The organism is Micromonospora sp. CP22, from assembly GCF_009712475.1.
Classification (GTDB): Bacteria; Actinomycetota; Actinomycetes; order Mycobacteriales; family Micromonosporaceae; genus Micromonospora.
Genome location: NZ_VCJO01000026.1, coordinates 42,893 through 54,045, shown reverse-complemented (window position 1 = coordinate 54,045; position 11,153 = coordinate 42,893). Strand labels below are relative to the sequence as shown.

The following is an 11,153-nucleotide window of genomic DNA, read 5'->3' as shown; positions in this document are numbered from 1 at the left end:
GCTGGTTCCACCAACGCGCACGGCTAAGCAGGGACTACACCCTGGTCAGCTAGCAATTGGCGGCTGCCGTACTAGGCAACTTGTTGACTTGTCTGCCAAGTGCCGTCTACCTTGGATCGCGACTTGGCAGACAAGTTACAACCTGGAGGGTGAGCGATGGCTCTGCGTGGCGGTACGAGGTTCGCCGTGCGGTTCGAGGACGTGTTCCCGGCGGGGTGCGCGTTGGTGCCCGAGTCGCTGGGTGAGGTCGAGGACTACGACGAGAAGACGGGCCGGCGGTCCCCGGCGAAGGACAAGGTGACCGGTCAGCGGGTGTGGCAGGTCCGGGTGATGGACCTTGACCCTGAGCTGGGAAAGCGGTCCCGCGAGACGACGGTGAAGATCTCGGCTGACTACCAGCCGGTGCCGCCGACGGGCGCGCCGTTCGAGGCGGTGGAGTTCGACGGCATGACCGTGACGCCGTACGTGGCGAACAACGGTCGGATGGCGTATTCGCTGCGGGCGACCGGGCTGCGGGCTCCGGTGGTCGGCGGCAAGAAGGCGGCGGCGTAGCCGCATCAGGTCGGGGGCGGGGCTGTCTGGTCTTGGCGGACGGCAGCCCCGCCCCCTGGTGTCTCTTCCCCTGCTCTGTCGAGAGAGGTCGTGACGTGTCCAAGGGTAGGCGTCGGGCTGGTCGTGGCTGGCCCAGGTGTGGCGTGTGTCAGGTCCGGTTCGAGCCGGCCACCGGTGCGGATGGTCGCTGTGGTTGCTGCGCCGGGCAGCTTGTTCTTCCGTTCCCGCCGGTGCGGGACGCTGCGGGCCGGTTCGTGTCGCTCCGGGGTGTCCAGTGATCGGGCGGCCTCGCGGTGAAGTGGTGATGACCTCGGCCGGGGATCTGGTGGTGTTCCGGCCGAAGCGGTTCGCGCTGCCCATGTGGGCGGTGCTGCTCGGCCTGGTGCTGCGCTGGTCCGGGCGGGCTGTCTGGTGGTGCCTGCGGCGTCCGGTGGCCACCGGCTCGGCGGTGCTGGCGTTGTGGTTGTACGTCGAGTTCGGCTGGTCCGGTCTGGTGGTGCCGCTGGCGCTCGGGTCGGCGGCCTCGGCGGTGTGGCGGTGGCGGGACGAGTCGTCCTGGTGGACCTGGCTGGCGGGTCCGCTGCTCGGGTCGGTGCGGCGGGTGTTCGTCTACCAGCGCGCGTGGCGTGAGGCTATGACGCTGTGCGGGCTCGCTGACACGTACGACCGTCGGCCGGTCCTGCCGCAGTTGCTGCGGGTGCGTTCGGATCAGGCGCTCGACGTGCTGACTGTCCGCATGGTTCGGGGCCAGACGCCGGAGCAGTTCCAGGCGGTCAGCGCCAACCTGGCGTACGCCTTCGGCCGGCGACACGTCCGGGTCTACTCGGAACGCCCCGGCGACCCACCGACCCGCACCGGCCACGCGGCCTGGCTGCTGCGGCTGGTCGACCGGGTGCGGTACCGGGACCGGCCGACGCTGGTCTACCTGGCGGTGGTGCGTACCGACGCGCTGCGCACCACCGTTCCGCCGTTCGACGTGCCGGCGGTGCCGGACTTAACCGCGCTGCCCCTGGCCCGGCGGGAAGACCTGCGCCCCTGGTCGCTGCACCTGCTTGCCACGCATGTGCTCGTCGGTGGGGCGACCCGCTCCGGTAAGGGGTCGGTGTTGTGGTCGCTGGTGCGTGTCCTCGGCGGTGGGATCGCCTCCGGCCTCGTCCGGCTCTGGGTGATCGATCCCAAGGGCGGGATGGAGTTCGCGCTCGGCCGTCCGATGTTCGCCCGGTTCGCCTGCAAGTCGTTCGAAGCCATGGCCGACCTCCTCGACGAGGCCGTCACCGTGCTGCGGGAGCGGCAGACCCGGTTGGCGGGCACGGTGCGGGTGCACACGCCGACCGAGGCTGACCCCCTGGTCGTGGTCGTCGTCGACGAGATGGCCGCCCTGACCGCGTACCTGCAAGATGTCGAACTGCGCAAGCGCATCGCCTCGTCGCTCGGACTGCTGCTGTCTCAAGGGGCTGGGGTCGGCGTCCTGGTGGTGGCCGCGTTGCAGGACCCGCGTAAGGACGTGCTGCCGTTTCGGGACCTGTTCCCGACCCGCATCGCGCTCGGCCTCACCGAGGCGTCACAGGTCGACATGGTCCTCGGCGACGGTGCCCGCAACCGGGGCGCCCTCGCCGACCAGATGCCCAGGTGGGCCAAGGGCGTCGGGTACGTGATCCTCGACGGCACCCCCGACCCGATGCGCGTCCGCTTCTCCTACGTCTCCGACGACGACATCCGCGACATGGCCCGGCAGTACCCGGCACCGGCTCACGCGGCGGACATCCTCGCCCAGGTCGGCCGGGAAACCGCCCCCGAACCGGCCCGGCCACCGCTGCCGCGTAAGCCGTCCGGGCCGCTGCTGCCCGAATCGCTGCGCAACCTGCTCGACCGGGACACCGGGGGTGAGGGCCGATGAGCGCGCCCGGTCGCCGGTTCTACCGGCTGCGTACCCCCGAACCGGTTACCGCCGTGTCCGTTCGCGTCGACCCGGACCGGCCCGACCCGTACCCGGTCTATCTGGCGGTCGGTGTGGGGCGGCGGCGGATGTCCCTGACCTCGGACGAGGCGTGGGCGTTGTGGCGCTGCCTCTCCGAAGCGGTCGCTTCCCTCGGTACCCCGCCCGACTACATCCGCACCGACATCCGACCGGCCCGGAGGTAACTGCCGTGAACACCCTGACCCGCATCATCAACCGGTTCCGGCGTCCGCTGCGCATTCGGCTCGTCGGCCCTGCCCACCAGACCGCCGACGCACTGCACGGCCTGGCGTACATGGTCAACCGTCGCCACGACATGAACGGCCGGCGCATCCGCATCGACCTGACCATCCGCGAAAAGCCGTTGGAGGAATGGCGATGACCGCGCGCACCGAATCCGCGGTACGCCTGGTGATCCTGCTCGCCATCGGCACCATGGCCGGCGCTGCCGCCTTCACCCACGTACACGACCTGTCCGTTGCCCACGGCCAACCGCACTGGATCGGCTGGGCCAACGCCGTAGCCGTCGAGCTGATGGCGATTTACCTCGGCCTGGAACTACGCGCCCGCCGTCGCGCTGGTCGCCCCGTCGGCCTGGTCGGCTCGCTCCTGGTGGCCTTCGCGCTGCTGTCCCTCGCTGCCCAGGTCGCGGAAGCCGAACCGTCCGTGTGGGGCTGGATCGTGGCGGCCGTCCCGTCGCTGGCCTTCCTCGCCCTGGTCAAGGTCGTCCTGTCCAACGCCCCGGGCACGCCACCGGCCGTCAAGCCGAACCAGCCGACCGCGTACCGGACCGAGGAACCTGAGCTGGCCACCGAGGTCGAACCAGTCCGCCCGACCGAGTTTGCTCCGCCGGCTGTCCCGGCTCCGGCGACCGTTCTGCCTCCCCGTGTCGTCCAGCCCAACCGGCCGCACGTCGTCGGGATCATCCGATGACCGCTGCCACCCTGCCCGGCCTCGAACCCGCCCCGACCCCGGCTGCACCACCTCGGCCGAGGTCGCGGGCGGCCCGCATGGCACTACCCCGCTCCGTCGACGTACTCAAAGAAATCGCCGCCGAATACGGCGTCTGCGTCCGCCCCCTCGCCATGCGTCGCACCGACCTGAACACCGGCCTGACCGAAGTCATCGACCTGCCCTGCGGCGCCACCCGCGAAGACAAGTGCGCGCCCTGCGCCAAGAAGAACCGGCGGCTGCGGCAGGCCCAGATCCGGGAAGGCTGGCACCGCGACGACGAGCCGCTACCGCCACCTGAGCCGGCGACCGAGGAACAGAAGGCGCTGATCCTGATGCGCGGGCACCTGGAGTTCTCCCGCGACGAGGCATCCCGAGCCAGCCAGTGGGACCAGGTCGAAGACCTCGACGAGGCAATCCGCGAAGTCGAAGAAGCCATCACGGCCGAAGGACTCCGAGGCCGAGTCGCCCCACCACACTCCACCGGCGACGACGACCAGGCCGACGACGACAACGGCCGACGCCGCAAGCGCTCCACCCGCCGTCGCCAAGACGCCCCCGACCTACCTCGCCGCAAGGTCGAGCGCCGCACCGTCGGCAAGACCTACACCGCCCCCGACGGCACCACCTACCGGCCGTCGATGTGGCTCACGCTCACCCTCGACTCGTACGGCCCGGTCCGCCCCGACGGCACCCCACTCAACCCCGACCGGTACGACTACCGCCGCGCAGCCTGGGACGCCGTGCACTTCCCCCGGCTGCTCGACCGGTTCTGGCAGAACCTGCGCCGCTGCGAAGGCTGGAACGTCCAGTACGCCGGCTGCGTCGAGCCCCAACGCCGACTCGCCCCACACGCACACTTCGCCATCCGAGGCACCATCCCACGCGACGTCCTGCGCACCGTGGCGGCGGCCACCTACCACCAGGTGTGGTGGCCGGCGGTGGATGTCCAGCGGTACACCCTCGACCGGCTTCCGGTCTGGGACGAGCAGGCTTCGGCATGGGTCGACCCCGACAGCCGCGCGCCGCTGACCACCTGGACGGAAGCCCTCGACGCCATCGACGACAACCCGGACGCCGAACCGGTGCACGTCGTGCGCTTCGGCTCCCAGGTCGACGCACGCGGCGTCATGCCCGGCACCGAAGACGCCGAACGCACCATCCGCTACGTCACGAAATACATCACCAAACACACCGGCGACGTCCACAAGGCCACCACCGACCGGCAACGCAAACACCTCGACCGGCTCTGGCAGGAACTCCAACTCACCCCGTGCACCGACCGCTGTGCGAACTGGCTGCTCTACGGCATCCAACCGAAGCGGGCGCACGCGAAGCTCAAGCCGGGCCGCTGCAAGGGCAAGGTCCACCAACGGGACACCCTCGGCATCGGCGGCCGGCGAATCCTCATCTCCCGCGACTGGTCCGGCAAGACGCTCTCGGACCACAAGCACGACGTACGGGCCTGGGTGCGGGCACTGCTCGGCGTCACCGTCGGCTTGGATGGCGTCGACGACCAGGGCGCCACTGTCGAACCGGTCCGCCACGCCTGGGAACTCGCCCGTCCCGACGATCCCGACGTGGGTCCGCTGGCCCATCGGCTGCTGCGCGCCATCGGCGAACGTGCCCGCTGGCGCTCCGAACTCCTCGCCGCCAAGGATCGCGCCGCCCAGCTCCCCAACGCCACACCGACGACGGGAACGAACGGGGAGGGGCAGTGACGATGACGAACGATGGGCTCTGGACGATCCGGGACGTGGCGGCGTACCTGCGGGTGCCGACCGAGACGCTGTACCGCTGGCGCAAGGTCAAGTACGGTCCGCCTGCGGCTCGGGTCGGCCGTCACCTGCGGTACGAACCGGAAGCGGTCCGATCCTGGGTACGTGAACAGGCGGCGGCCTGATGGGACACGTAGAGGATCGCTGGTACAAGACGTTGCGTCACCCGGGCGGGCAACGCGAGCGGGTCAAGACGGAACTGTTCGGCAGGGGCCTCCGCTACCGGGTGCGCTACATCGGCCCGGATGGCAAGGAACGCAAGAAGTCGTTCCCGGACCGGGCCAAGCGTGAGGCTGAGGCGTTTCTCGTCTCGACCGAGTCGGACAAGCTGCGCGGCTCCTACGTCGACCCGGTCGCCGGTCGGATGACCTTCGCCGAGTACGCCGAGACCTGGCTACGGACGCGCTCGTTCGACGAATCGACCCGCGAGAGTACGGAGTTCCGGGTACGGAAGCACCTGCTGCCGTTCTTCGGCTCTCGGAAGCTGGCCGACATCAAGCCGGGCCATATCCGGGAGTGGGACGCGAGCATGGTCGGCAAGCTGGCCCCGGCGACTCGGGCCGTGGTCTTCGCTCACCTGCGGACCATCCTCGGCGCGGCCGTAGATGACGAACGGATCGCCAAGAATCCGTGTTCGGCAAAGTCGGTCAAGCCGCCGCGACCGGTGCAGCGCCGGGTGGTGCCCTGGCGGTACGAACAGGTTTCGGCAATCCGCGGTGGCCTCGCCCAGCGATACCGCCCCATGGTCGACCTGGGGGCCGGCTGCGGTCTGCGGCAGGGGGAGATCCTGGGGCTCGGGGTCGACGACATCGACCTTGACGCGGGCTGGGTGCACGTCTGTCGTCAGGTCAAGCTCGTCCGGTCCCGGCTCGTCTTCGGGCTACCCAAGAACGACCGGGACCGCCGGATACCGCTGCCTGACTCCGTCGCCCAAGTGCTGCGCCAGCACGTCGACGACTTCGCCCCTGTGCCGCTCACCCTGCCATGGGAGAACCCGGCCAACGATGAGCGGGTCACGGTCCCGCTGCTGTTCACCACCACCCGGCGCGGCGCGATCAACCGACGCACCTTCGACAACAAGAGCTGGCGACCGGCGGTGTTGGCGGCTGGCATCACGCCGACCCGGGCGACCGGAATGCACGCGCTTCGCCACTTCTACGCCTCGTCGCTGCTCGACGCAGGGGAGAGCATCAAGGCGCTGGCGTCGTACCTCGGCCACGCCGACCCCGGCTTCACCCTCCGCGTCTACACCCACCTGATGCCAGCCAGCGAGGAACGCACCCGCAACGCCATCGATGACCTGTTCGGCAATGCGTTGTGAGTAGCTGTGTCCTCGCTGGCCGCTGTCGCACGCCGTTTGCTTACCGAACTTCGTCGTAGGCATCGGCTAACGTCCCGTCCCGCCAGGCAATGAACGCACATGGGGAGGATTGGATGGGGCAGAGTCGCGGAGCGATGCCCAGTCTTTACCGGGTAGCAGAGTACTGGATGTCGCGATATGAGGCGGTCTTCCCTGATTTGTACGCCTACTACATCGGATGGGGCGAGCCGTTCTGCTTCAGGTGCAGCTGGCTGGCACCCGTTGACGAAGCACAGGGAAGTCTTGCTGCGATATGGGGCTCGGCAGGTGGATGGCTAGAGAGAGCGCATCTGCACGACTGGGCGCTCGGCGGATCGAATGAGCCGGAGAACTTGGTGCCACTGTGCAGGCAATGCCACGACATCATGCCGGAGTTCTCCTGCAGGCAATCGGCGATTTCCTATGTCCGCGACGGTGTACGGAAGAACAGTTGGTGGCAGTTTTTTACCGATGGGGCATTCGGGGCAAGTGCCGGTTTTCCCAACCCACCCTTCAAGGTCAAGCTGTTGCGTGATGCCTACGTGCGCTTCACCGAGATTGAGAGGCTGGTCGCGGCGGCCACCAAGGGTGATGAGAACGCTGTAGTGCGGGTACAAAAGCTGCTTGGCGACGCGTCCTGGCCGGCCCGTCCGCCGCGATTGCACGATCGTCCGGTGACGGACCCGGACGCCCTGGCGACGCCCTGAGCGGGTGTCAGGCGAGCGAAACGCCTGCTCAGGGCACGTCTCACGTTCATAATCCGGCGTACAGGTCGACTCGTCCGTCGCCCACCAGCTCAGAGCCGTGATCAAGGCTCTGAGCTGGCGCTTAAAACGGGCAGCTATGGTCATTTCGGTCAACTTTAGCCGCGTTTGATTCCCTGATGCCCCTGCGTTCAGCGCAGGTAGGACCGTTCATCGATGCTCCGGTGTGGTTCGGTCAGGAAGACGTCGACAGGCACGGGGCCGTGGGCGATGTTCAGCGTGTCCAGGCGATAGAACCAGTTTCCGGTGCAGTGATCGGTGAAGCGGTAGTTGATCCGCCAGCGGAGCCACTGGCCCTGGGCGAGGCGTACGGCTGGCGGGCGGCGATGTCGGCGGGGCATGCCCCACGCCGTCGGGATCAGCTCGACGCGGATCTGGTCCTGGGTGTGGCGGAGCTGGACTGCATCGCGGGAAGGTGTGCCGTTGTGCACGGAGATGATTGGTTGGAAGCCGTCGTGTTCGCGCATCGTGACTTCGTGGGTGAAGGGCGCACGGTGCTGCGGCAGCGCGAATGCTGTGGGCAGGGCGTTGCGGCGGGCAGCGTCGTTGCCTGCGCGTGACTGCTTGGTCCAGAGGACGCGAACCCACTGAGCGACGATGTCCACCCGGTGGATGCTCCAGACTTCCTGATTACCTGGCAATCCGATGCTGCCCCCGAAGGTGCGGCATCACGAGGCTATGGACAGCCTGGTCGATCCTGCGGCTGGCGTCCAGGGCTGCGGGCGTGACGACGACTTCGGCTCTTGTCCCGACCGTCGGGCGGTGCCAGCATCTCCGGATGACCTTGCTTAGGCTGATCGAGACGACTTCAGGGAAGTATTCGTTGCTGCTGGAGGCGGTACCACGCCGGTTGAGGACCTGATTAGAGAGCTTGGTCATGAGCCCAACGGGTATTTCTGGGAAGGCGTCGCGCAGCTTCTCGTGAGCACCGAGGCCCAGGCGCTCGAAGGTCGGTTCGCCTATGACCCCGAAGCTGGCATGTTCTGCGCGTACGGAACCGACCGGAGCGCGCTGGAGGATCTGGCCGCCCGGATGAGCGTGGTCGCGACCGACGGCGAACGCTTGCGGCGGCTGGTCTCGGGGGCCAACGCGAGCGGGTTTGAGTCCGACGACTGACGGCCAGCTCAGCCGCCGGCTAGCGGAACTCGTGGACGACCTCGATCTCACCGACGATGTGGGTGTTGAACTCGTCCAGTTCCTCGGCGGGTACCCACAGCTCGAGGATGGTGTCGCCGCCGACCTGGCGGACGGGGTAGTGGCTGAGGAAGTCCGTCTCGACGTGGAAGCGGGTCACGTATCCGACGCCGGAGGCGGGCACGTTCCAGTCCCGGGCGATTTTGATCGCGTAGTCCTCGTTGAGCACCGGGTAGAAGATCGGCTGGTCGGGTAGGCGCGGTGGCCACGCGCGCCACCCCGAGGCGCGGACAAGCTCAAGCTCCTTCGGCCCGGTCGGGCGCCACAACACCGTCGTACCCACGCCGTCGCTCATCTCGACCCCGCTCTCCCGTCGACGGTGAGCCCGGACAGTAGCGATCCCTCCGCAACCGTCACCACCGTATTCCGGAGGGCCTCAGATCGGCGTGTCGGAAAGGTCGGCGAGGACGCGTCGCTGGAAGGCGCGGGCTGCCGCCCCGATGGGCGGAACACCGCCGTCGCGGGCGGCGATCGACTGTTCGACCAGCTCGACGGTGCCGGGGTCGACCAGTGGTCCGGCTTCGTTCACCAGCCGCCGGCCGGCGGCCACCTTGGGCAGCCACACCCCGGTGCGCAGGCGTACCCAGGAGCGGCAGGCACCGAGCACCGCGTCGTCGGCACCGGGTGCGGGCACCTCGCCGTCGGGTGCCGGTCGCGCCAACCACCAGCGCAGCGCCTCCAGGATGAGCCGGTGCAGGTCGTCGGGGGCCAGGTCGGCGAAGGCGTCCGCGGCGGGCGGGCCGAGCAGGGCCTGGCCGCTCTGGTGCAGGATGCTGCGGTCCAAGCCGTACCAGAACAGACCGTCCGCGAGCGGGCGCTGCGCCGGGCCGTACGACGCTCGGAAGTCCATCCGCGCGCCGGTGTTCAGCTCGACCTCGAAGCCTGGGTCGGGGGTGCCGGAACGGGCCACCTCCCGCCGGTACATGACCAACTCCAGGCCCCGTGCCGGGCAGGGCAGCGCCTCGTGCCGCAGCCTAGCCACCAACTCCGAGGCGACGCGGTGGTCCAGCAGGTCGGCGCAGACCAGCGCCACGTCCACGTCGCTGCGTCCGGGTTGGTACGCGGACAGACCCACCGAGCCCGCCGCGTACGCCCCGCACAGGTCGTCACCGAGCACCTCGCCGGCGACCGTGACCAGTTCGGTCAGGTACTGCCGCAGTGGTTCAGGCGTACTCCAGCTCACCGGGCTCGCCCCACACCGTTCCGGCGGGCAGGAAGAACGTCGCGGACTCCCCGCCGAGGGCGTGCCGGATGACCAGCCGGGCGTGCTCGTCGAGGTCGGGCAGCCGTCCCGGCGGGAACCACCGTACGTCCAGCGACTCGTCGTCGTTGACGTGCGCCTCGCCACCCAGCAGGCGGCAGTGGAAACCGAGGTTGAGGTACTCGCAACGGTCGCCGTTCGGGTATGTGTGCGGGTGCGACACGGCGCTGCTGAGCCGCAGCGGTTCGACGACCAGGCCGGTCTCCTCCAGCACCTCACGGACGACTGCCGTGGCTGGTTGTTCGCCTGGCTCGACGCAGCCACTCACCACCGACCAGCGGCGGTCGTCGGCCCGCTGGACGAGCAGTAGCTCACCCGAGTCGTTGCGGACGATCGCACTTACGCTGGGTAGCCAGAGAAGGTCATGGCCGACGTGCTTGCGCATCCGCAGGATGTAGTCCGGTACGCCCATTCGGTGACCTTAGCCAATCCGGTGAGGCGCTTTCGCACCCGGGCCGGTCGCGTCGATTTTCGCAGTTCAGGCCCGCAGACCTGGAAGCACGTCTACTGTGGAAGGGCCTGGTGACTTGCGGTGTTCCGGTGGCGGTCGGTCGTTTCCGGGTGCACAGTGATGCCATGAGCGACAGCGGACGTGGACGTTACTACTGGTGTACGCGACACCATCGGGTCGAGACCGGTGCCGACGTGTGCCCTGCGCGGCACGTTCTCGGACCGTACGGCTCGGCCGCCGATGCGGAGAACGCCCTGCAACAGGTGCGGGAACGCAACGAGGCGTGGGAGGCCGAGGACGCCCGCTGGACCGGGGAGGACAGGTAGACGGCGCGGGATGCCTCTCGCGCCGAGGCTTTGCGTGCGCCGCGAGTGCGGCAGCACGTCCCCATGAAGGGAACCGAGATGGCCGAAGCGCAACAGGCCACCCGCCCGGTCGCGAAGCGTACGCCCGCGAGGAAGACCGCCGCGACGGAACGCACCGCGGGCATCGCGCGTACCCCGTCCACGCGCCGCGCGCCCGGCACCGCGCCGGCTACCCGTAAGGCGACCGGCGGCACCGGGCGGACCTCGTCGGCGAAGAGCACCGCCGCCGCGTCCGGGTCCAAGGCCGTGTTGGCGCGGAAGACCGCTGCGGCCAGGAAGGCCGCGCCCGCGAAGAAGACGGTGTCGGCGAAGACCGCGCCGACGAAGGCGCCCGCCCCGGGGATCACCTCGGCACCGACACGCCCGAGGATCGCCGCGAAGCGGACCGCCGCGAAGGCCGCGTCCGGGCGGGGTACGGCGGCGAAGGCCCCCGCCAAGAAGACGGCCCCCGCCAAGAAGGCCGTGGCGAAGAAGACGGCCCCCGCGAAGAAGGCGACGGCGAAGAAGACGGCCCCCGCGAAGAAGGCGACGGCGAAGAAGA

At 69.0% G+C, this 11,153-nt stretch carries 15 protein-coding genes; 10 read left to right on the top strand and 5 right to left on the bottom strand.

Annotated features, from left to right (window positions below; translation table 11 throughout):
* The first annotated feature begins 156 nt into the window (after positions 1–156).
* The 9 genes from FF096_RS24575 (at position 157) to FF096_RS24535 (ending at position 7,284) form a co-directional block, all read left to right on the top strand.
* Complete coding sequence (locus FF096_RS24575) at positions 157–552, top strand: transcriptional regulator (protein ID WP_131052056.1); 396 nt, start codon at positions 157–159, stop codon at positions 550–552.
* A 304-nt stretch (positions 553–856) separates the two neighbouring features.
* Complete coding sequence (locus tag FF096_RS24570; protein WP_155221925.1) at positions 857–2,449, top strand: FtsK/SpoIIIE domain-containing protein; 1,593 nt, start codon at positions 857–859, stop codon at positions 2,447–2,449.
* Positions 2,446–2,694 (top strand): hypothetical protein, encoded by a 249-nt coding sequence (locus FF096_RS24565; RefSeq protein WP_155221924.1) that lies wholly within the window; start codon positions 2,446–2,448, stop codon positions 2,692–2,694. The genes FF096_RS24570 and FF096_RS24565 overlap by 4 nt, the downstream gene beginning before the upstream one ends.
* A 5-nt stretch (positions 2,695–2,699) precedes the next feature.
* On the top strand, positions 2,700–2,891 hold the full coding sequence (locus FF096_RS24560) for a hypothetical protein (RefSeq protein ID WP_309223874.1): 192 nt from the start codon (positions 2,700–2,702) through the stop codon (positions 2,889–2,891).
* The gene (locus tag FF096_RS24555; protein WP_155221923.1) at positions 2,888–3,442 is read left to right on the top strand and encodes a DUF2637 domain-containing protein; all 555 of its coding nucleotides are present in this window, start codon (positions 2,888–2,890) and stop codon (positions 3,440–3,442) included. Before FF096_RS24560 ends, FF096_RS24555 begins: the two co-directional genes overlap by 4 nt.
* Positions 3,439–5,181 (top strand): replication initiator, encoded by a 1,743-nt coding sequence (locus FF096_RS24550; RefSeq protein ID WP_155221922.1) that lies wholly within the window; start codon positions 3,439–3,441, stop codon positions 5,179–5,181. Before FF096_RS24555 ends, FF096_RS24550 begins: the two co-directional genes overlap by 4 nt.
* Positions 5,182–5,183: 2 nt before the next feature.
* Entirely contained in the window at positions 5,184–5,363 is a 180-nt protein-coding gene (locus FF096_RS24545; RefSeq protein ID WP_155221921.1) for an AlpA family transcriptional regulator, read from the top strand.
* On the top strand, positions 5,363–6,559 hold the full coding sequence (locus FF096_RS24540; RefSeq protein WP_155221920.1) for a tyrosine-type recombinase/integrase: 1,197 nt from the start codon (positions 5,363–5,365) through the stop codon (positions 6,557–6,559). The genes FF096_RS24545 and FF096_RS24540 overlap by 1 nt, the downstream gene beginning before the upstream one ends.
* A 113-nt stretch (positions 6,560–6,672) precedes the next feature.
* Positions 6,673–7,284 (top strand): HNH endonuclease, encoded by a 612-nt coding sequence (locus tag FF096_RS24535; RefSeq protein WP_196222633.1) that lies wholly within the window; start codon positions 6,673–6,675, stop codon positions 7,282–7,284.
* A gap of 188 nt (positions 7,285–7,472) precedes the next feature.
* On the opposite strand, the gene FF096_RS24530 is transcribed toward FF096_RS24535, so the two are convergent.
* The gene (locus FF096_RS24530) at positions 7,473–7,946 is read right to left on the bottom strand and encodes a hypothetical protein (RefSeq protein WP_230462924.1); all 474 of its coding nucleotides are present in this window, start codon (positions 7,944–7,946) and stop codon (positions 7,473–7,475) included.
* A 253-nt stretch (positions 7,947–8,199) separates the two neighbouring features.
* Between FF096_RS24530 and FF096_RS24525 the strand changes: the two genes are divergently transcribed.
* Complete coding sequence (locus tag FF096_RS24525) at positions 8,200–8,457, top strand: Imm51 family immunity protein (RefSeq protein ID WP_230462930.1); 258 nt, start codon at positions 8,200–8,202, stop codon at positions 8,455–8,457.
* A gap of 19 nt (positions 8,458–8,476) precedes the next feature.
* On the opposite strand, the gene FF096_RS24520 is transcribed toward FF096_RS24525, so the two are convergent.
* The 4 genes from FF096_RS24520 to FF096_RS26900 form a co-directional block, all read right to left on the bottom strand.
* On the bottom strand, positions 8,477–8,830 hold the full coding sequence (locus FF096_RS24520) for a hypothetical protein (RefSeq protein WP_155221917.1): 354 nt from the start codon (positions 8,828–8,830) through the stop codon (positions 8,477–8,479).
* An 81-nt stretch (positions 8,831–8,911) separates the two neighbouring features.
* Complete coding sequence (locus FF096_RS24515) at positions 8,912–9,718, bottom strand: nucleotidyltransferase domain-containing protein (RefSeq protein ID WP_309223873.1); 807 nt, start codon at positions 9,716–9,718, stop codon at positions 8,912–8,914.
* Positions 9,699–10,208, bottom strand: coding sequence for an NUDIX domain-containing protein (locus FF096_RS24510; protein WP_155221916.1), 510 nt, complete (start codon positions 10,206–10,208; stop codon positions 9,699–9,701). The genes FF096_RS24515 and FF096_RS24510 overlap by 20 nt, the downstream gene beginning before the upstream one ends.
* A 190-nt stretch (positions 10,209–10,398) precedes the next feature.
* On the bottom strand, positions 10,399–11,153 hold a 755-nt coding region (locus FF096_RS26900; RefSeq protein WP_230462923.1), incomplete at its 5' end, for a hypothetical protein.